19 protein-coding genes and 1 riboswitch are annotated in these 19890 nt (G+C 42.9%); of the genes, 18 read left to right on the top strand and 1 reads right to left on the bottom strand.

Annotation, left to right across the window (positions count from 1 at the left end; translation table 11 throughout):
- From ACQRD1_RS00200 to ACQRD1_RS00180, 5 genes are all read left to right on the top strand, one after another.
- Entirely contained in the window at nt 1-1086 is a 1086-nt protein-coding gene (locus ACQRD1_RS00200) for a uroporphyrinogen decarboxylase family protein (RefSeq protein WP_347375753.1), read from the top strand.
- Between the two features lie 68 nt (nt 1087-1154).
- A riboswitch (cobalamin riboswitch) is annotated at nt 1155-1330 on the top strand.
- A gap of 83 nt (nt 1331-1413) precedes the next feature.
- Nucleotides 1414-2349 (top strand): CobW family GTP-binding protein, encoded by a 936-nt coding sequence (locus tag ACQRD1_RS00195; protein WP_427786762.1) that lies wholly within the window; start codon nt 1414-1416, stop codon nt 2347-2349.
- Between the two features lie 18 nt (nt 2350-2367).
- Nucleotides 2368-3018 (top strand): corrinoid protein, encoded by a 651-nt coding sequence (locus ACQRD1_RS00190; RefSeq protein ID WP_235233238.1) that lies wholly within the window; start codon nt 2368-2370, stop codon nt 3016-3018.
- Between the two features lie 14 nt (nt 3019-3032).
- Nucleotides 3033-4058, top strand: a complete 1026-nt coding sequence (locus ACQRD1_RS00185) for a uroporphyrinogen decarboxylase family protein (RefSeq protein ID WP_235233237.1) — start codon at nt 3033-3035, stop codon at nt 4056-4058.
- A gap of 10 nt (nt 4059-4068) precedes the next feature.
- Nucleotides 4069-4938 (top strand): uroporphyrinogen decarboxylase family protein, encoded by an 870-nt coding sequence (locus tag ACQRD1_RS00180; protein WP_235233236.1) that lies wholly within the window; start codon nt 4069-4071, stop codon nt 4936-4938.
- 94 nt (nt 4939-5032) lie between these two features.
- Here ACQRD1_RS00180 and ACQRD1_RS00175 read toward each other — a convergent pair whose 3' ends face one another.
- Nucleotides 5033-5644, bottom strand: coding sequence for a peptidylprolyl isomerase (locus ACQRD1_RS00175; RefSeq protein WP_347375755.1), 612 nt, complete (start codon nt 5642-5644; stop codon nt 5033-5035).
- A gap of 189 nt (nt 5645-5833) precedes the next feature.
- On the opposite strand from ACQRD1_RS00175, the gene ACQRD1_RS00170 reads away from it, so the two are divergent.
- The 13 genes from ACQRD1_RS00170 (at nt 5834) to mutY (ending at nt 19788) form a co-directional block, all read left to right on the top strand.
- Nucleotides 5834-6883, top strand: coding sequence for a uroporphyrinogen decarboxylase family protein (locus ACQRD1_RS00170; protein WP_427786761.1), 1050 nt, complete (start codon nt 5834-5836; stop codon nt 6881-6883).
- A gap of 104 nt (nt 6884-6987) precedes the next feature.
- A complete protein-coding gene (locus ACQRD1_RS00165; RefSeq protein ID WP_235233233.1) occupies nt 6988-8289 on the top strand; it encodes an ABC transporter substrate-binding protein in 1302 nt (433 codons plus the stop codon).
- 49 nt (nt 8290-8338) lie between these two features.
- Nucleotides 8339-9226 (top strand): carbohydrate ABC transporter permease, encoded by an 888-nt coding sequence (locus ACQRD1_RS00160; RefSeq protein ID WP_235233232.1) that lies wholly within the window; start codon nt 8339-8341, stop codon nt 9224-9226.
- 10 nt (nt 9227-9236) lie between these two features.
- Complete coding sequence (locus ACQRD1_RS00155; protein WP_235233231.1) at nt 9237-10058, top strand: carbohydrate ABC transporter permease; 822 nt, start codon at nt 9237-9239, stop codon at nt 10056-10058.
- A 23-nt stretch (nt 10059-10081) separates the two neighbouring features.
- A complete protein-coding gene (locus ACQRD1_RS00150; RefSeq protein WP_427786760.1) occupies nt 10082-11749 on the top strand; it encodes a DUF4091 domain-containing protein in 1668 nt (555 codons plus the stop codon).
- Between the two features lie 15 nt (nt 11750-11764).
- Nucleotides 11765-13837, top strand: a complete 2073-nt coding sequence (locus tag ACQRD1_RS00145; RefSeq protein WP_427786759.1) for a molybdopterin-containing oxidoreductase family protein — start codon at nt 11765-11767, stop codon at nt 13835-13837.
- On the top strand, nt 13834-14250 hold the full coding sequence (locus tag ACQRD1_RS00140) for a 4Fe-4S dicluster domain-containing protein (RefSeq protein ID WP_235233228.1): 417 nt from the start codon (nt 13834-13836) through the stop codon (nt 14248-14250). Before ACQRD1_RS00145 ends, ACQRD1_RS00140 begins: the two co-directional genes overlap by 4 nt.
- 60 nt (nt 14251-14310) lie before the next feature.
- Entirely contained in the window at nt 14311-14898 is a 588-nt protein-coding gene (mobA, locus tag ACQRD1_RS00135) for a molybdenum cofactor guanylyltransferase (RefSeq protein ID WP_235233227.1), read from the top strand.
- A complete protein-coding gene (locus tag ACQRD1_RS00130) occupies nt 14891-16096 on the top strand; it encodes a molybdopterin molybdotransferase MoeA (protein WP_427786758.1) in 1206 nt (401 codons plus the stop codon). Before mobA ends, ACQRD1_RS00130 begins: the two co-directional genes overlap by 8 nt.
- The gene (gene mobB / locus ACQRD1_RS00125; RefSeq protein WP_427786757.1) at nt 16078-16584 is read left to right on the top strand and encodes a molybdopterin-guanine dinucleotide biosynthesis protein B; all 507 of its coding nucleotides are present in this window, start codon (nt 16078-16080) and stop codon (nt 16582-16584) included. The genes ACQRD1_RS00130 and mobB overlap by 19 nt, the downstream gene beginning before the upstream one ends.
- Before the next feature lies 1 nt (nt 16585).
- Entirely contained in the window at nt 16586-17059 is a 474-nt protein-coding gene (gene moaC / locus ACQRD1_RS00120; RefSeq protein WP_427786756.1) for a cyclic pyranopterin monophosphate synthase MoaC, read from the top strand.
- 36 nt (nt 17060-17095) lie between these two features.
- Nucleotides 17096-18028 carry a molybdopterin-binding protein gene (locus ACQRD1_RS00115; RefSeq protein ID WP_235233223.1) on the top strand — a complete coding sequence of 311 codons (933 nt, stop codon included), beginning with the start codon at nt 17096-17098 and terminating at the stop codon, nt 18026-18028.
- A gap of 14 nt (nt 18029-18042) precedes the next feature.
- On the top strand, nt 18043-19788 hold the full coding sequence (mutY, locus tag ACQRD1_RS00110) for an A/G-specific adenine glycosylase (protein WP_427786755.1): 1746 nt from the start codon (nt 18043-18045) through the stop codon (nt 19786-19788).
- The last annotated feature ends 102 nt before the right edge of the window (nt 19789-19890 follow it).

The raw sequence follows: 19890 nt of genomic DNA, 5'->3' as shown, positions 1-19890 counted from the left end.
ATGGAATTGATCAAATTAGAAATGACCCCAAAGGAACGTACAATTGCTTATGCACAAGGAGAGGAAGTAGATAGAATCCCGACCTCTCTTAGCGCAAGTGAGACTGTGCCGCCCTTATATGGAATTCCTATTAGTAAATATTATTTTTCGGCAGATTTGATGGTAGAGGTAGAGAGCCGTCTGGCGGAAGATTTCCATGCAGATAATATGGGAATTGGATTAGGACTAAGAACACTGGTAGAGGCATTAGGGACGAAACTAGAGTATCCAAAGCAAAATGTGTCTTATATTTTAGAACCGGCATTAAAAAGCTTTTCAGATGTGGAGAACATGGAGTTGGTGAATGTGGAAAAAGACGGAAGATTCCCCATTATTATTGAAGCGTTTGAACGGCTACAGGAAAGATTCGGATCAGAACGGGTTCTTGGCAGCGGTCTTGCAGGTCCACTTACAACAGCTGCCAGTCTGATTGGAACAGAAACGTTCTTAAAAGCAACAGTGAAAAATAAAGAAGGTGCACATCGACTTCTTCAATATAGCACAGATTGTATTGTGAAGTGCTGCAGAGATATGAATCAGAAACTGGGAATTAAGTTTATGTTATCAGAGCCAATGGCTTCTCGGGATCTTTTAAGTAAAAGACAGTTTAATGAATTCTTTGTGCCTTATCTGAAACAGGCTGTTAAAAGATTGAACGAATTTCAGGGAGCAACGTCTATTCATATTTGTGGACATACAAAAGACCGGTGGCAGGAAGTGGTTGATGCCGGTGTTTCAGGATTCTGGGTAGATAATTGTGAGAGCTTGAAAGAATTGAAAGAGGGTTATGGCAACAGAATTGCTATCAGCGGTAATCTAATGCCGGTAGACGTACTGAGAAATGGGACGGTTAAAGATATTGAAGAACATGTAAAAAAATGTATTGCAGATGCAGGCGATAATCCTTGTGGATATAATCTGTGCCCTGGATGTACAACCCCGGTAGGAACGCCGAAAGAGAATATGATTGCATTCATGAATGCGGCAGCAATCTACGGAAGAGGGGCGAAAAAAGGCTGTATGCCAAAAGGAATGATAGAAATATAATTCATAGGAATTGTCTATAAAACTATTGGAATTATCAATTGGGATGAAAAGATATTTTATGCTACCATATGAGTAGTAACATATATAGTGATGCATAGGCATTGAAAAGGAAATCTGGTGAGAGTCCAGAACAGCCCGCTCTACTGTATGACAGACGATAACCTGAATACCACTCTGGGATAGAGGAAGGCAGGATTAGAGGGAGAAGTTAAGTCAGGAGACCTGCTATATATGAACGAGCTTATCGGTGGGGAGAAAGCGGTGTGTTTACGCTGCTTTTTCTGCACCGTTTTTTTCTGCTATAAAGCATGTCTTAGGGGTGAGTGAATGGAAGTACAGATTGTATCAGGTTTTTTGGGAGCTGGAAAGACAACTTTTTTAAATAAATATCTACCACTTCTGAAGGGAAAAACGGTAGTCATAGAGAATGAGTTTGGGGATGTGGGACTTGATGGAGAATTGATTCAGGAGGATCTTCCGGTTAAAGAATTGTATGCAGGATGTATCTGCTGCAGTCTGGCGCTGGATTTCCAAAAAGGGATTAAAGAACTTGCAGAGCAGTTCCATCCGGATCGGATTGTTATTGAACCTTCTGGTGTGGGAAGACTTACAGATGTTGTAAAGGCCTGTGGCCGGGCAAAAGAAAAGGAAGGAATAGATCTTAGAATTACCAAATTGATTGTAATATTAGATATTACGGAGTTTGAAGATTATATAGATGGTTTCGGTGCGTTTTACCTGGATCAGATTCAAAATGCAGGACTTATATTATTGAGTAATCTGGAACAGGTGTCAAAAGAGGAAAAGAATCGATTGATTTCGGAGATAAGAGAGGTAAATCCCGATGCTGTTATATATGAAGATGACTGGCGTAAGATGGAAGGCGCAGCATTGTTAGAGCTTTTGGATATGACAGAAGATTATGAAAATAATCCGGAAGATGATATGGAAGAGATCATGATGTCGCCGGCTTTCGCAGATAAGATATTTTCCAGTATGTCAATAGAAAATGCCAGAGAAATGACTGCTCATGAATTAGAGAAGGCGTTGTATGGATTAAAGGATAAAAAATATGGAAAAGTCCTGCGTGCCAAAGGAATTGTAAAAGCAGGGGGTGGAAGAGTGTTGCATTTTGATTTTACACCATCCATTGTGGAAGTGGCAGATATCTCGGATACCGTCAAAGGGACGAAAGTGGATGAGATTATTATTATAGGATGTAATTTGAATGAAACAGCGATTTGGGAGCTGTTTTCTATATAATGCAAGGAGGAAAGCAAGATGCAGGCAAAGGAAGAGTTGTTGCAGAAATTATCAGACTGTGTGTTTGATATGGAGGATGAGGAAGTTGTAGATGTGGTCAAAGAGTATATTGAATGTGGTTATGACCCACAGGAAGGTATGCTGGAAGGCCTGGTTGATGGAATGAAGAGAGCCAGTGCCATGTATGAAGAAGGAGAATACTTTGTGCCGGAACTGATTGTATGTTCTGATGCAATGTATGCTGGAATCGAAGAGTTCCAAAAATATCTGCCAGACACAGAAGACACTAGTATTGGTAAAGTGTTAATCGGTGTTGTAGAAGGAGATACTCATGATATTGGAAAGAATCTGGTAAGAATCATGATGGAGACTGGAGGATTCGATGTTCATGATCTGGGACGAGATGTGCCTTTGGATGCATTCGTGGACTATATCAGAGACAATGATGTAGATATCTTGTGCATGTCTTCGTTAATGACTACGACAATGCCGGGCATGGCTACAGTCATTGAGAAGTTAAAAGAAGCAGGACTTCGTGATAAGGTCAAGATTATGGTCGGTGGAGCACCGGTATCTCCGGCGTTCGCAGAACGCATTGGTGCAGACGGATATACCAGAAGTGCAATTGAAGCAGTTGAATTTGCAAAGAAATTAGTTGGGGCAGCATAGGAGGATATAATATTATGATGGGAAAAAGAGAAGCGGTAAAGGCAATTTTGGAAGGGAAAGGCGCCGATAGGATTCCCGTAATTATGAATGCATTTTCACTTCCGGTTGCCCGCTATGGATATACAATGCCAGAGGCATTGATGGATCCAGAGAAGCTTACAAAATGTATGGTCGGTACCAGACGTGAACTTGGATATGATGGTTTGTGTGCTGGTGCATATAGTGGAATTGCCCGGATGATGGGTGGCCATCTTCCGAACAGTGAAGGTAAGATTGTCGGAGATGGGGATGATGTCGTACATTCATTAGAAGATATCAAAAAATTGCGTCCCTTTAAAGCTGAAGAGTGTATGGGATTAAAAGGGATATTAAAGACTATTGAGTTGATGCGAAAAGAAGAACCAGACGAGCCTATATTTGTAATCGTACATACACCGACGGCGGTAGCATTTACCTTAATGGGAGCAAAACCGGCATTTAAAGCGATGGTAAAGAATCCGGAATTGTTCCGTGCAATTTCTGATTATGTAGAAGATGCAGTCGTTGAGTCCTGTAAAGTACTTACGGATGCCGGGGTTGATTTCCTGTGGTTCCCGACACCGAATTTTGGTGGCTACTGTATTTCAAGAAGATCCTATGAAAAATGTATTTCGGAAAGTAATATTCGTGCATTAAAGAGAATCAAAGACGATGGAGCACCAATCGTGCTGCATACTTGTGGATTATATGATGACAGATTTGATCTGGTGTTAAATGAGTCTGGAGATGCTTGGCATATTTCTGATACCAGTACTAAGAAAATCAAAGAAGAATATGGAGATAAGGTAGCATTAATGGGAAGCATCCCTTGTGTCTCTGTTCTTCTGGAAGGAACAGAAGAAGAAGTGTACCAGTTCTCTTATAAAGAATGTATGGATGCTGCAAAGGATGGGCGGTTTATTTTGAGCGGAGACTGCGACGTACCGCCGTCAACGCCGGATGAGAACATGAGGGCAGCAATCAGAGCTGCAAAGGATGCAGAAAAAGTATTGTTCGGATAGGAGAATTATTATGGGAGACATCAAAGATTTTCACTGTACCTATGATAATTCAGTAGGAATCAGTGGAGAAGTAACCGATGGACTTGACCTTACGTTCCCGGATGCATATATGCACTGGGATACAATGGCAAAACTGTCAAAAGCATTGAAGGAGCATGATAACGCTTCTTTCTGTGAACTGCCATTTTGCCATACCGTTGAGGCAGAAGCAATGGGCGGCATCATTAATTATGGAAATGAGACGACCGGACCACGGGCAAAAGAATATATCTGTACTGCAGTAGAAGAACTGCTGGAACTACCGGAAATTGATTTTTCTCAGGGAAGAATCCATGAGGTTCTGCTTGCTTGTAAAGCACTCCGCGACCAAGGGGAACATATAGTTCTCCAGATATCTGGACCATTTACGATTCTGAATGTTTTGATTGATGCAAAATATGTGTTCAAAGGATGGCGCAAAAAGCCGGAGATTATGAAAGAAGTGTTCTGGAAATTCGGTAATCAGATATTAAAATTCATGGAAGAGGCGAAAAAGTATGATGTAGACCTCATTAGTTATGCAGATTCTTCCGGTGGTGTAAATATTCTGGGGCCGAAGATGGCGGAACAGGTCGTAGAAGAATTTACTTATGAATTTCTGAAAAAAGCAGAAGCACTTGCGGATGATAAGACCTTAATCTTGTTGTGCCCGAAGACAACATTTGCGCTGCTCGGAATGGATAAGGCAGAGTTGGTTGACCGGAAGTTGACTGGGCCGATGTCATATGGAGCGGCCTGCATTGAGATGACCGGTCAGATAAAATTCGCGGGCCAGATGTGTATTAAAAATGTGGGATATCATATGGATAATGGTATCTTTAAAGAAGTGAAATTGAAGTAGAGTAGGTTTAAGGGTGTGAAAGGCTGTCTGGAATCAGGTAAAGAAATGAACGTTCCATTGACAGCCTTTTTGTTATTATCAAATATAGATGCTTTTATTCATGAGAGTTCGTATCGCTGTGACGTTCCCAGAACTGTGCCCATGAAGGAGTCATGACACCTTCGTTTATGCGAATCGGATCTGGATAAGTGATGCCTTTTAGATCTAATTCTACATGGTCGATGATCTCTGGTTCTACAGGAGTATTCACTATAAGACCAGGAATCGGAAAATCGTCAACCGGACGGATTGCGACGTGCTCCAGGCGGAGAATTTCTTCTATTCCAGATATCACTTTCCCGAAGACTGGATAGTGTCCTTTGTGTTCCGGACAAGGACGTAAGGGGAAGAAGAATTCACAGCCTGCCTGACCAAGATCATCATATCCGCCCATGCATACGCATCCGACCTCGGAGTCCAGAGGTGTGAGTTCTGGATGAAGTTCATATTCAAAAGGAATCAGATATTGCCCTTCTTTTTTTCGAAATCCGGTATAACTGATGTCGACCCAGTGTCCGGGAACGATCCGTTCGATTGGGTGGCCGTCAAAGACACCATGGCTGGCAGCATAGATAAAGCTGGATACTGTATTCGGTGCAGTCTCAGGTAAGAGTTCAATGACGATGCGAGATTGGTTTGCCATATATATCGTAGCAGTCGGATTCATAAGTTTATCTCCTTTTTCGTAAATTTTATGGGATTAAGGATTTTCGTCCCTGATATTAATATTATAAAATGTGAAGGTAAATAATGCAAATCAAGACTGTATATTTGCCAATTGCGAATATGTCTAAAATCATCTAGAATAAAGAAGATTGAAGATACAGATCAATATAAATGAAAAGGCGGAGATGAAATGAGAGCGGTAAAACATAGAGCGGATCAGATGACGCCATTGGAAAGAGCGGAAGCAATCGCAGCCGGAAGAGATTGTGACAGAGTTCCCTGTGTTCCTTTTATGGGTGAACTGAAGTGCAGTCTTGCAGGAATTACAGTCTGGGATTTCTGGCATGATCCACAGAAGATGGCAGATGCCGAGGTTATTGCGTTTAACAGATATGGGTATGACCGGATTACGATCGGACCAAATACCAGGGGAATCACGGAAGCGTTGGGAGGGAGATTTGTATATCCGGAAAAGGGACTTCCTTATGCAGATGAGCCTTTTTTGAAGTCATATGATCAATTGGATGATATAGATCCCATAGATGCAAAGAAGAATCCGAGAATCCAGACATTTGCGAAGGAAGCAGATATTCTGCAGAAAGAGGCAGCAGATATTGTGCCGATCGAATCCAGCATAGGCGGACCATTTACGATTGCATCGAATCTGCGGGGGGTGGAACTGCTTCTACGTGACTGCCGTAAATGCCCAGAACAGATTGACCGATTAATGAGAATTATTACCGATAGTCAGAAAAGCTGTATAGATGTGGCGGCTGAATATGGGGTGGGAATTGCAATGGCTGACCCGGTGGCAAATCCGGCGTTGATCGGACCGAGAATGTATGAGAAATTCATCTATCCGTATACGAAAGAATTAACGGATTATGCGTTGAAAAAGACTGGAAGAAAAGTGTCACTTCATATGTGTGGCACGACATACAGTATCTGGAAATACCTGCGGCAATATGAGTTAAATGAATTGAGTCTGGATAATATTATTGATCTGGAGAGGGCTGTAGAAGAGTTGGGAGAATATATCCCAATTGCAGGAAATGTTGACCCGGTGGAGATTGTGATGAACGGAAGCAAAAAAGAGATATTCCAGGCAGTAGAGCATTGTGTGAATATTGGAAAGCTTGCGAAGAAAGGATTTCATCTGGCAACAGGATGTGATATCCCGGAGACTACGGCGCCGGAACAGGTGGATTATTTTATGGAAGCGGCAAGAAATCATATATAGATTTTTTGAATAAATAAACCCATTCATTGAGATAATGAATTTGCGTATGTCTACCCAAAATGCTAGGATTATATTGTACTAACTATACAAGGGAGGATATGTAAATGAAGAAAAAACTAATAAGCGCATTGTTGGTTGTTTCCATGATTGCGACATTATGTGCAGGCTGTGGAAATAACGGCGGAGATTCAAGTGAGTCAGATTCTGCCGAAAAGACTTTGGAAGTATGGGTTCCGCCACTTGATGATGATACTGAGAATAATTGGGGCGGTCTGATGGGAGACTGGGAAGAAGAGAATGACTGCAAAGTCAACATCACAGTTGTTCCATGGGAAAAATATGAAGAGACTTATACAACTGCTCTGAATGCCGGAGAAGGACCGGATGTTGGTTATATGTATAACGAGATGTTCCCTACATATATTGATGCAGGTGCTGTAGAAGATATGTCTGATTATGTAACAGATGAAGATAAAGAAGAGTATAAGTATCTGAGTAATGGATATATGATGGACGGACAATATGGATGGCCATTAGTTACAGGTGTTCCGTTTGTGTTATACTATAATGAAGATATTCTTGCAGAATTGGGCGAAAGCGCTCCGGAGACATGGGAAGATTTTGCACGTATCTGTGAGAAGGCAACACAGGATACAGATGGAGATGGAGAGATTGATCAGTTTGGACTGGCTTGCGGTATGAATACCAGCGATGTCGGCGCAATGCAAATCCTAAATGCATATTATTACTGGGCATTGTGGCAGAATGGCGGACAGATTTACAATGATGATCTGAAATCTGTTTCATTTGCAGACGATGCAGGTGTAGAGGCTATGACTTGGCTGAAAGATATGACTCAGTATATGAATCCAGACTTCATGTCTTATTCTTGGGCAGATGCATTCAGCACAATCTTTGGAGAAGGAAAATCTGCTTTTGGTATCTATCGTTCTTCTCAGACAGATGGAACAACATTTGCAGAGACTTATCCGGAACTGAATTGGGATTTTGTAACCTCCCTTAAAAATGTCGATTTTGGTACCTTTGGTGCTACAGATTGTCTGACATTGATGTCTGCTGCTGATGACAAGGACCTTGCAATGGATTTCATCAAGTATGTAACTGGTTCTGATTTTATGGAACAGTATCATGCAAAATGCCCGGGTGCTGCACTTACAGAGAGTGAGCCATATGTTGGTGATGAAAAGATGGCTAAGATCTACAATGAAGATAAAGATAAGTGGCACGGACTTCAGGTTGGTCCATGTGGTGTTGATATCCTGACACAGTTATCTGCTGATTTCCAGGGAATTATGTCTGGTGAATTAACAGTAGAAGACGGACTAAGTGAAGCAGAAGAATATGCGAATGGTCTGCTGGATGAATATTGGGCAGATAAAGAATAATTGACAGAAATGCCCGCTTGAATGCGGGCATTTCTTTTGAAAGGGAACTATGGAGAAAAAGAAAAGAAGTATAAAAAAGATAGAACCATATTGTTATATCTTGCCGATTGCATTAATTTTGATCACATTCGTAATTGGTTCGGTAATAGTATCCATTGTACTTGGATTTACCAAATACAACATTATGAGTGAACCGGTATTTCGTGGATTCGAAAATTATGCGAAATTAATGTCGGACAGCAAATTCATAAAAGCATTGAAGAATACAATTAAGTTAATGGTTATGATTGTACCGTTACAGACGATATTGAGTATTGTGGTGGCAACATTTCTGGTGGCGAATCGAAAAAAGTTTCTTGGAAAGCTTGCTAATAGTATTATATTTATTCCGGTGCTTTGTTCTAACGCTGTTGTTGGTGTAGTATGGAGAGAATTGTTGAATGGAAAACTTCCAATCATAGAGAAGTTTTTTGGATTATTCGGAATAAAACCTTCGATGTTGCTGGGAGATGCCAAGACGGCATTGACAGTCGTTGCAATGGTGGCGGTGTGGAAGACGTTAGGATATTATGTTGTTATATATTCTTCCGGATTATTAGGAATATCCGACAGCTTTTATGAGGCAGCAAAAGTAGATGGTGCAAGCAAAACGAAGAGCTTTTTCATGATTACGCTCCCTATGCTGAAGCCGACCATCATCATGGGTGTATTTTTATCCATAACCAGTTCCCTGCAGTGCTTTGACTTGATCTTTACATTAACTGGAGGAGGACCAAACAATGCATCGACAACGCTGGTTGTATATGCGTACTCGAAATGCTTTAGTTCGGGTTCGGCAGGATATGCGATGGCGATATCGAATGTTTTGTTTATTGTAATTTTGATTGTGGCATTACTACAGCGTGGTATGATAAAGAGAGAAGCTTCAGAGATATAGCGAGGGAAATATGGAATTAGTAAAAAAAGGATTAAAAAATATAATATCAGACGCACTTTTGATCGTAATTATTATTGTAAGCATATTTCCGTTTGTATATATGTTCATGATGTCTTTTAAATCTACGATCAATGCCTATGATTTTGATTTTTCGCTGGATAAGTTATCATTAATACAGTACCAGAAGATATTCGCAATGAATAACTTTGAAAGGTATATTTTTAACAGTGTGTTTGTAGCGGTTGCCGGAGTGATTCTGACCGTTACAGTATGCTCATTGGCAGGATATGCATTTGCAAAAATGAATTTTAAGGGGAATGATAAGATATTCCTGTTTTTGGTTTTGACATTAGTTGTTCCGTCAGAAGTTATCATTGTCCCCTTGTTTTTGATTACAAAGGGCCTGGGATGGTTGAATACATATAGGGCATTAATCTTGCCGCTTCCTACGGCATTTGGTGTATTTATCATGCGTCAGGCAATTCTGGATGTCCCGGCTGATTTGATTGATGCTGCAAAGATTGACGGGTGTGGCAATCTGAAAATATTCTTTAAAGTGGTCCTGCCGTTAGTAAAGTCTTCAGTTCTTGCGCTGGCGATTTTTACGTTTGTGGGAGCATGGAACAATTTCCTGTGGCCATTGGTTGCATCTACAAAGCAGGAGATGAAGACTTTGCCGTTGGCATTAAGTATGATGAAGACTCAGTTTAATACAGACGTAGGTCTTACGATGGCATGTGCAGTTGTGAACTTTCTGCCACCATTTATATTCTATCTGTTTATGCAGAGTAAGTTCAAAGAAGGTATCACTTTAAGTGGTATGAAAGGATAGTAAATGAAACGAGGGGAAAAGAGATGCACAGACAAACAGAAATCAAATATGAAATGAAATTACTTAGTTCTTTAGTGAAGGTCTTTCAGGACGAGACTCCGGTATATCGTCCAGAATGCCAGGTGTTAAGTGCACTCTGGGGTGAGACGGTGTCTTTCCAGGTGGCTTACACAGGAGACTTCTTTATGAGAGAGCGCTTGGCAGTTCAAGTTGTGTCACCAATTGCAGAGCATGTGCGTGTGAGAACCGTAGAACAGGTTCCGGTCGGACGTGCGACCAATGGAATTGTAGATGATAATTATCTGAAGACAACCTCTGGCTTGTATCCGGATCTTCTAAGAGACCTGAAAGATGGTAAAGCAATCGTATGTTCCAATCAATGGAGAAGCCTCTGGGTAGATGTCGAGGTGACAGAAGAGATAGAAGCCGGAGAATATGAGATAGAAGTTCAGCTTGTAAAAGAAGGAAAAGTAGTATGCTCCGTTGTGCAAAAACTGACGGTATATGCTGTCACTCTGCCAAAGCAGACCATTATGCATACAGAATGGATGCATGCCGACTGCCTGGCGGATTATTATCAAGTAGAAGTGTTCTCGGAAGAGCATTGGCAGATTTTGGAGAATTATTTTCATGAGTATGTAAAACGTGGCTGTAACATGATGCTGACGCCCCTTTTTACCTCTCCTCTGGATACTGCGATCGGACTTGAGCGTACAACGACTCAGTTGATCGAGGTAGAAGTAAAAGATGGAGAATATTATTTCGGCTTTGATAAGATGAAGCGTTGGATTGATCTGTGCAAGAAGTGTGGAATCGAGTATTTTGAGATGTCACATTTATTCTCCCAGTGGGGAGCAAAGTATGCACCGAAAGTTGTTGCTATGGTAGATGGCAGGGAAGAGAAGATCTTCGGCTGGCATACACCGGCAGTGGGGGAATATACCCGATTCCTGGAGAGTTTTCTGCCACAACTGATCGCAAAGCTTCGGGAATGGGAGATTGCAGATGTGACGTATTTCCATATCTCAGATGAACCTCGAGAAGAAGATCTGGAAAGCTATAAGGCAGCAAAGGAATCTCTTGGAAATATGCTGGATGGATTCCATACATTTGATGCACTGTCCAGTTATGAATTCTACCGACATGGATTGATTGATAAGCCAATTCCCGGAAATAACGAGATTGAAGAATTCCTGGAGCATGGACTTACAGATATGTGGATCTATTATTGCACCGGACAGTTCTATGAAGTCAGCAACCGGTTTATGTCCATGCCGTCTGCAAGGAACCGGATCTATGGCCTGCAGCTTTATAAGTATGATATTATCGGAATCCTGCACTGGGGTTATAACTTCTACAATAGTCAGTTCTCGATTGAACATATCAATCCATATGAAGTGACAGATGCAGATAATGCATTTCCGGCAGGAGATCCATTTCTGGTATATCCTGGCGCAGATGGTTTCCCAGAAGAATCCATCCGTATGATGGTTCATTATGAGGCTCTTACAGACTTAAGGGCGTTAGAATTGCTGGAATCTCTGACCAGTAAGGAACACGTCATGGAAGTGATAGAAGGGGAATTGGCAGAGCCGTTGACTTTTAAGAAATATCCGAAATCAGATATGTATCTGATTACCTTGCGTAACCGGATAAACCGTGAGATTGCAAAATATACGAGTAAAAAGTAGGAAAGCAGGCGAGATATGTCCGAGATGAAAGTTGTAAAAACAAGTTGTTCTACCTGCGGTAGCTGTTGTGAAGTGGATACCTATGTTGAAGATGGAAAATTGGTATCCGTAGAAGGTGCACGTAATACTCCCATGCAGTCTGGCGGCATGTGCGCCAAAGGGGCTGCAGCTAAGCAATATGTATATAACAAAGACCGCATCTTATACCCGATGAAGCGTGTAGGGAAAAAAGGAGAGGGAAAGTTCGAACGTATATCCTGGGAGGAAGCGTATGAAATGATTGCCGAGAATCTCCTGCGGATCCGTAAGGAATCCGGACCAGAATCGGTTGTATTCTATGCAGGATATCCGAAATGGTACCGGCCAGCGTTATTGCGTCTGGCAAATGCATTTGGCTCTCCTAATTATTGCACGGAATCCAGTACCTGCTTCCAGGCAGCAGCCCTCGCATGGCGTTCACTGTACGGGAACGGAATCTGTGGACCGGATATGAAAAATGCGAAGACACTTCTAGTCTGGAGCTCGAATCTATACCATTCTAATACGCCTATGAGTGGAACTTATCAGGGACTGAAGAAAAGGGGCGTTAAGATTATTGTAGTGGATCCCAGACATTCTGTGACGGCACATGATGCGGATATTCACCTGCAGCTTATTCCGGTAACGGATGGAGCGCTGGCTCTTTCCATGGCACAAGTCATCATAGAAGAGGGATTATATGATAAGGAATTCGTAGAGAATTATGTCTATGGGTTTGAAGAATATAGGGAGTATGTACAGAACTTTGTTCCAGAAGAGGCTGAGAAGATTACCGGAGTTCCGGCAGCTCAGATTCGTCTGGCGGCAAGAACCTATGCCGGAAATAATCCGGCAAGTGTGATGTTCTCTGCTTCACCGATTGTACATCATATTAATGGAGTGCAGAATTACCGTGCGGTATTTTCGCTGATTGCGATTACCGGTAATTATGACGTGGAAGGCGGAAACCGGACACAGCCGGGACTCTTTTCTCCGGCAAATGAATTTGGCAGGGTCAGACGTTTCGATGGAATCGAAGCGATCGGGAAGAAGGAGTTCCCGGTGTGGTTCGACCTGTCCTGTGATGAAGCGCAGTGTACGAAACTTGCGGATTACATATTGGAAGAGAAACCGTATCCAATCAAAGCGGTATTTGCGATGGGACTGAACCATCGGATGTGGCCGCAGCCGGAACATCTTCAGCGGGCGCTTGAGAAACTGGACTTCTATGTGAATGTGGAATTATTTATGTCGGAGTCTTCTAATGCCGCGGACCTTGTACTTCCGGCATGTACTTCTTACGAGAGAGAAGAGGTGCACGTTGGAAAAGGAGGAAGATTCTATCTCTCGAATCGGGCTATTGAACCAGTTGGCGAAGCGAAAAATGACATTGAGATCATTATAGATCTGTTGAAGAAAATGGGATTAAAAGATGAAGCCCTGGAGAATGGATATGACGTATATATGCAGTATATTCTTGAACCATCCGGCCTTACGCTGGAAGAATTAAAGAATCATCCGCAGGGAATGCAGGGAAAGAATCTGTTCTCTCCAGCGGTGAAGACATATGAATCAGCACCTCTTCATACCCCGTCCGGGAAAGTGGAGCTGAAGTCGCTGGTGCTGGAGAGATACCGGGGAAGTCATGGCTATGAAGGGCTTCCAGTATACCATGATTATCGGACGGAAACGAAGATAGACAGGAATCAATATCCATTGATTCTAAGTACGGGTAACCGCAAACCACAGTTTTTTCATGCAAGAGTATATCGAATGGCATGGCTTTCGAATATAGAGAAAGCAACACTGGTGGAGATCCATCCTGAGGATGGGGAAAAATATCATATTAAGGACGGAGCAACTGTAAAAGTAGTATCGCCATCTGGAGAGATGGTTGGAATTGCTGCCTATACGATTGCAGGAAAGCCGGGAGTGGTCAATATCTATCATGGCAATCCAAAGGGAGATGCCAATGAATTGATTGGGAAAGATTATCTCGATCCAATATCAGGCTTCCCGGGATACAGAAGTTATTTTTGCAGGATTGAGAGAGTGGAAGAAGAGTCATGAAGATGAGATTGAATCAGGAAAAATGTATTGGCTGCTATGCTTGTTATGTGGCATGTATTGCAGAACATAATCCGCCGGAGGCAGAGGACGCTTATAGTTATAGAACAATTAAGACGAGTGTAAAAGATGGATTGCAGAAGAAAGTCTGCGTGGGATGTATTCAGTGTGGAGCGTGTATGATAGCCTGTCCTTCTGGTGCAATTTATCGAGAGGAAGAATATGATATTGTACTTGTCGATCAGGAGAAATGTATTGGCTGCAGGACTTGTGAATCTGTCTGCCCGAATCAGGCGATACGATACAATGCACATGGCAAGATGGAGAAATGCGACGGCTGTATCGAGCGGCTTCGGCAGGGAAGAGAGCCGGCTTGCGTCAGGGTATGCTGTGCAAAAGCTCTGACAATAGAATAAAGGCCCCAGGAGTTCCGTAAGCGGAACTCCTTATTATTTACAGAGATGGAGGTGATAAAGATGCAGGCTGATGGGTTGATTCTTGCAGGCGGAAAGAGCAGCAGAATGAATGGAATTCATAAAGGAAATCTCATGTATCGGCAAGAGTCCTTTGTAGATCGTCTGGTTAATGAATTTAAGAAAGAGGCCCGGAATATCTGGATTTCTTATGGGAATCAAGTCCATAAAGAATATAAAGGCTGTAAGATTGTGCTAGACAAGTATATGGGGTGTGGTTCGATAGGGGGTCTTCATGCAGGACTTCAAAACAGCAGAAATAAGATTATAATGACGGCGCCTTGTGATATGCCATTGATTGAGATGAAACTATATTATTTTCTGGAACAGTTTCTGAAGCCTCAAAGCTTTGGCGTTGTTCCGTTAACAGAAGGAAAGATGCATCCATTAGCAGCTCTTTATCGGAAAGAGGCGGCAAAGATACTGGAACAACAGATTCAGATTGGGAATTATCGTGTAAAAGATGCGGTAAAACGTATGCCCGTCTATTTTGTAGAAGTATCACAATACCCGGATATAAGAAAGATGCTTCTGAATATTAATACACTTGCGGAATATCGAATGTTGACAAGAGGAGAAGAGTATGAATAGATTAAGTTTGCAGCAGGCACAGGAACTTCTGCTTGAGAGAGTGGAGCAGATTAAGGAGACTGAAAAGATCGTCTTGTGGGATGTCACTGGAAGAGTTCTGGCGGAAGATATCACAGCGACGAGGAATCAGCCGCCGTTTCCACGTTCTCCTTTGGATGGCTATGCAGTCCGAAGTGAAGATCTAAAGGAAGCGACCAGAGAGCATCCGGTATATCTTAAAGTGTTGGAAGAAGTGACTGCAGGGCATGTGGCAAGAGAGTATGTGTCAGAGAACACGGCTGTTCGGATTATGACAGGGGCTTTGATTCCAGAGGGAGCAGATTGTATTGTAGGACAGGAAGATACCGATTATGGTGAAGATGTGGTCGCAGTTTATCAGGAAATCCGTCCTTATGAAAATTATTGCATGGAAGGAGAAGACTATAAAGCAGGGCAGAAACTTTTGTCAGAAGGGACAATGCTTGGCGCGGTAGAAGCAGGAGTTCTGGCAAGCCTTGGCATGGAGCAGATACCCGTTTACAGAAAAGTAAAAGTTGCATTGCTTACGACTGGGGATGAGATCCTGCTCCCGGGTGAAGAATTATCTCCTGGGAAAATCTATGATTCCAATCTCTATACTTTGGGAACCCGATTGTTGTCCTGGGGAATGGATGTCACCTACAGGGAGCGTGTAGGAGATGCCCCCAGACTTGCGGCAAAGAAGATAGAACAGGCAGCAGAGAGAGCGGATATTATCATCACAACAGGTGGAGTATCTGTCGGGAAAAAGGATATTATGCATGAAGTATTGGAAATACTGTCTTGTGAGAAGCTATTCTGGAGAATTGCCATCAAGCCGGGAATGCCGACATTATGTGCGCAGTATCATGGTAAATTATTGATATGCCTGTCTGGAAATCCGTATGGTGCAGCAGCGAATCTCGAACTTCTGGTCCGTCCGGTACTGGCAAAGATGTCTGGAAGGACTGATCTGCAGCTGAAACGAGTACATGCAGTTGCTGAAAATGAATTTCCAAAGAAAAGTAGCGTGACAAGATATGTACGTGCGCATTATAATAATGGATATGTAAGGATTGCGGACGGATCGAATGCCTCTGGAATCTTAAGTTCCATGTGTGGATGTAATTGTATGATTGAGATTCCGGCAGGAACCGAGCGATTGAATAAAGGAGATCGAGTATGGGTCGTGATGTTATAGAAAAGGGACCGATGATTGTTGCAGTGTGCGGAGTGAAGAATTCTGGAAAGACTACACTAATTGTGAAGTTGGTGGAAGAGCTGACAAGACGGAAGATCAAGACCGCCGTTATAAAGCATGACGGGCATGATTTCATAAGTGATGTTCCGGGAACAGACAGCTACCGTTTTCATCAGGCCGGTGCCTATGGAACTGCTGTGTTTTCTGATTATCGGATATCCGTACATAAGGAAGGCTGTGGGGAACAGGAACAAGAATTGATCCGTCAATTCCCAGAAGCCGAAGTAATCTTGATGGAAGGTTTAAAAAACAGCAGCTATCCTAAGATGGAAGTTATTCGAAAAGAGATATCCCATGATCCGGTATCGAATCCAGCAGGGCGCTTTCTGATCGTAACAGATTGGGGGCCGGAGGAATATGCAGAACCAACGGCAGGATTCGAAGAGATTGATCTGATCTTAGAAAAGATGATAGATATGGGGGAATAAGATGGAACTGACACATTTTGATAAAAAAGGAAATGCCATTATGGTAGATGTAACGGAGAAGAATGTGACGGATCGAGAGGCGGTCGCAAGTGGAAGAATCAAGGTAAGTCCGGAAGTATATGCAGAGATTGTCAATGGAACTGCCAAAAAAGGAGATGTATTAGGAGTTGCCAGAGTTGCAGGAATCATGGCAACAAAGCAGACATCGAATCTGATTCCGTTATGCCATGTGCTCCCGATTACAAAGTCCGAGATTGACTTTCATATGCTCAGAGACAGCTATGAGGTGGAGGCTGTCTGTACGGTAAGAGTATCAGGAAAGACAGGGGTTGAGATGGAGGCATTGACAGGAGTCAGTGTGGCGCTTCTGACAATCTATGATATGTGCAAAGCGATTGATAAACGTATGGAAATCGGGGACATTCATCTGTGTAAGAAGACAGGAGGCAAGAGTGGTGACATCCATATCTTATAATAAAGCAGAGGAATGTCTGAGATTAGGAGGAGAGGCATGGGAATCGTAAGAGCGGTCTGCATCAGCGACCGAAGAGGAATTCAAAAAGTAAATGTGGAAACTGCACAGTTTGAAGAGGGATTTGGAATCTGTGGGGATGCCCATGGGGGCAATTGGCATAGACAGGTAAGTCTGCTTTCCGCAGAGAAGATAGATGAATTTAATCAAAGAGGGGCGGATGTAGAATCTGGTGCGTTTGGAGAGAATCTGGTGGTCGAAGGATTTGATTTTAGAGAATTACCGGTAGGAACTACCTTCCAGTGTAATGATGTGATACTGGAGATGACCCAGATTGGAAAGGAATGCCATACGCATTGTCAGATCTATCAGAAGATGGGAGAGTGTATCATGCCGACGCAGGGAGTGTTTGCCCAAGTAATTCGTGGCGGTACCATCTCTGTCGGAGACGAAATGAAGATCATAGAAAGGGCGGACACACGTTACACAGTGGCAGTTGTTACGTTGAGTGACAAGGGTGCGCAGGGAGAGCGTGAGGATACGAGCGGGCCTCTGATCTGTGAGATGGTAGAAGATGCCGGATACCGCGTGGTGGAACGACTGCTTCTTCCAGATGAGCAGAAACAGATTGAGCAGGAATTAATTCGGCTGGCAGATGGAAGACAGGTGAACCTGATATTGACCACCGGAGGGACAGGTTTCTCCGAGAGGGACAGGACACCAGAGGCTACTATGGCAGTGGCGACTAGAAATGCACCTGGAATCGCAGATGCAATCCGTATGTATTCTTTGTCGATTACTGGAAGAGCAATGCTGGGAAGAGGAGCATCCGTCATTCGGAATAAGACGGTGATTGTGAATCTCCCGGGAAGTAAAAAGGCAGTCAGAGAGAGCCTGGAATATATCTTGCCACATCTGAAGCATGGGATACAGATTCTATTGGGCGATACTTCAGATTGTGGAGGGAAGTAAGGAGTAGAGTACAGATGATATATGATCGTATGGTACCAGGGACGTTCTTAGAACGTCCCAATCGTTTTATTGCATATGTAGAGATAGAAGGAAGGAAAGAGACGGTCCATGTGAAGAATACCGGACGCTGTGCGGAGTTACTTCAGACAGGGGTAAGAGTATATTTACAGGAATCAGAGAATCCTGGCCGGAAGACGAAATGGGATCTGATCGCGGTAGAGAAAGGCAGCCGGATGGTCAATATGGATTCCCAGATTCCGAATAAGGTAGTAAAAGAATGGCTGGAAGCAGGTCATTTGTTTGAAAATATTACCAGAATACAGCCGGAGTTTACGTATGGCAATTCTCGGTTCGATTTGTATGTCGAGGCAGATGGAAAACGGATTTTTATAGAAGTAAAGGGCGTGACGCTGGAGCAAGATGGTGTTGTACGTTTTCCGGATGCGCCGAGTGACCGGGCGGTGAAACATGTGGAAGAGTTGAAGGCGGCAGTCAAAGAAGGATACGAAGCTTACGTGTTCTTCGTGATTCAGATGAAGGATGTCCGGTATTTTACGCCGAATATGGACACACATCCGGCGTTTGGAGAGGCGCTTCGAGATGCCGCCAGGGCAGGAGTACATGTGTTGGCATATGACTGTGAGGTCTCCAGTGACCGAATTGCTATTGCGGATAAAGTTCCGGTAGTATTAGAAGATCCTGCGTTATATGAGATGGTATCTCCAATTGTCACATGGTTTCAGAAGAATAAGCGTGATCTTCCCTGGAGAAATCATCCGGATGCTTACCGCGTGTGGGTATCAGAGATTATGCTTCAGCAGACGCGGGTTGAGGCAGTAAAGCCTTATTATGAACGCTTTTTAAGAGAACTGCCAACGGTGAAGGATCTGGCTGAAGCAAAAGAAGATCAGTTATTAAAACTCTGGGAAGGACTGGGCTACTATAATCGTGTGAGAAATATGCAGAAGGCTGCACAGCAGATTATGATAGACTATCAGGGACAGTTTCCAGACACCTTTGAAGAGATTCGTTCTCTGAAAGGTATTGGAAATTATACGGCAGGTGCTATCAGTGCATTTGCCTTTGGACTTTCAAAACCCGCAGTAGATGGCAATGTATTGAGAGTCATTTCCCGACTGATGGGCAGCAGAGAAGATATTATGAAGCAAAGCGTACGAAGTAAGATAGAAGAGAAACTGGAACATGTGATTCCAGAGGGGGCAGCCAGCGATTTTGATCAGGGATTGATTGAACTGGGTGCACTTGTCTGTGTGCCTAATGGGGAACCAAAATGTACCGAATGCCCAGTCGCACATCTATGTGAGGCAAGAAAACAGGGGATGATAGCGGAGATTCCGGTAAAAAGCAAAGGAAAGGCACGTAAGATGGAAGACAAGACAGTACTTATATTCAAGGACGGAGAAAAGCTTGCCATTCAAAAAAGACCTTCCAAAGGTCTCCTCGCCGGACTCTATGAATTCCCGAACCAAGAAGGTCACCTGACGATGGAGGAAGTGACGGCCTACAGTAAAAAGATTGGTCTCATGCCAGTTCGGATAAAGAAGCTGGAAGATGCAAAGCATATTTTCAGTCATATAGAATGGCATATGTCAGGATATGAGATTGTTGTAGATGAGTTAGAGAAAACCAATGAGAAAGCATTTTTATTTATTCATCCAGAAGAGATAGAGAAGAAATATTCCATTCCATCTGCATTTGAAGCATATACCCGTTATGCGGGCATAAAAAAAGATATATAGAAAACAACTATATATAAATGCTGTTATCAATATTTTCGATTTTAGCTTGTTTTGTGGAAGTGGTATGATAATAGTAGTTTTGAGTGATGATTAAGGAGGAAA

Source organism: Bariatricus sp. SGI.019 (assembly GCF_050315235.1).
Taxonomy (GTDB): Bacteria; Bacillota; Clostridia; order Lachnospirales; family Lachnospiraceae; genus JAFBIX01.
The sequence above is the reverse complement of the archived record's forward strand: the minus strand, read 5'-3'. Positions and strand labels throughout refer to the sequence as shown.

Bases quoted from the DNA above. Each gene is read 5' to 3' on its own strand.
- ACQRD1_RS00170 (WP_427786761.1), top strand. From the start codon at position 5,834: ATGAGAGCGGTAAAACATAGAGCGGATCAGATGACGCCATTGGAAAGA.
- mutY (WP_427786755.1), top strand. From the start codon at position 18,043: ATGATATATGATCGTATGGTACCAGGGACGTTCTTAGAACGTCCCAAT.
- ACQRD1_RS00150 (WP_427786760.1), top strand. From the start codon at position 10,082: ATGCACAGACAAACAGAAATCAAATATGAAATGAAATTACTTAGTTCT.
- ACQRD1_RS00185 (WP_235233237.1), top strand. From the start codon at position 3,033: ATGATGGGAAAAAGAGAAGCGGTAAAGGCAATTTTGGAAGGGAAAGGC.
- ACQRD1_RS00130 (WP_427786758.1), top strand. From the start codon at position 14,891: ATGAATAGATTAAGTTTGCAGCAGGCACAGGAACTTCTGCTTGAGAGA.
- ACQRD1_RS00175 (WP_347375755.1), bottom strand. From the start codon at position 5,644: ATGAATCCGACTGCTACGATATATATGGCAAACCAATCTCGCATCGTC.
- mobB (WP_427786757.1), top strand. From the start codon at position 16,078: ATGGGTCGTGATGTTATAGAAAAGGGACCGATGATTGTTGCAGTGTGC.
- ACQRD1_RS00200 (WP_347375753.1), top strand. From the start codon at position 1: ATGGAATTGATCAAATTAGAAATGACCCCAAAGGAACGTACAATTGCT.
- ACQRD1_RS00195 (WP_427786762.1), top strand. From the start codon at position 1,414: ATGGAAGTACAGATTGTATCAGGTTTTTTGGGAGCTGGAAAGACAACT.
- ACQRD1_RS00155 (WP_235233231.1), top strand. From the start codon at position 9,237: ATGGAATTAGTAAAAAAAGGATTAAAAAATATAATATCAGACGCACTT.
- mobA (WP_235233227.1), top strand. From the start codon at position 14,311: ATGCAGGCTGATGGGTTGATTCTTGCAGGCGGAAAGAGCAGCAGAATG.
- ACQRD1_RS00180 (WP_235233236.1), top strand. From the start codon at position 4,069: ATGGGAGACATCAAAGATTTTCACTGTACCTATGATAATTCAGTAGGA.
- ACQRD1_RS00160 (WP_235233232.1), top strand. From the start codon at position 8,339: ATGGAGAAAAAGAAAAGAAGTATAAAAAAGATAGAACCATATTGTTAT.
- ACQRD1_RS00190 (WP_235233238.1), top strand. From the start codon at position 2,368: ATGCAGGCAAAGGAAGAGTTGTTGCAGAAATTATCAGACTGTGTGTTT.
- ACQRD1_RS00145 (WP_427786759.1), top strand. From the start codon at position 11,765: ATGTCCGAGATGAAAGTTGTAAAAACAAGTTGTTCTACCTGCGGTAGC.
- ACQRD1_RS00140 (WP_235233228.1), top strand. From the start codon at position 13,834: ATGAAGATGAGATTGAATCAGGAAAAATGTATTGGCTGCTATGCTTGT.
- moaC (WP_427786756.1), top strand. From the start codon at position 16,586: ATGGAACTGACACATTTTGATAAAAAAGGAAATGCCATTATGGTAGAT.
- ACQRD1_RS00115 (WP_235233223.1), top strand. From the start codon at position 17,096: ATGGGAATCGTAAGAGCGGTCTGCATCAGCGACCGAAGAGGAATTCAA.
- ACQRD1_RS00165 (WP_235233233.1), top strand. From the start codon at position 6,988: ATGAAGAAAAAACTAATAAGCGCATTGTTGGTTGTTTCCATGATTGCG.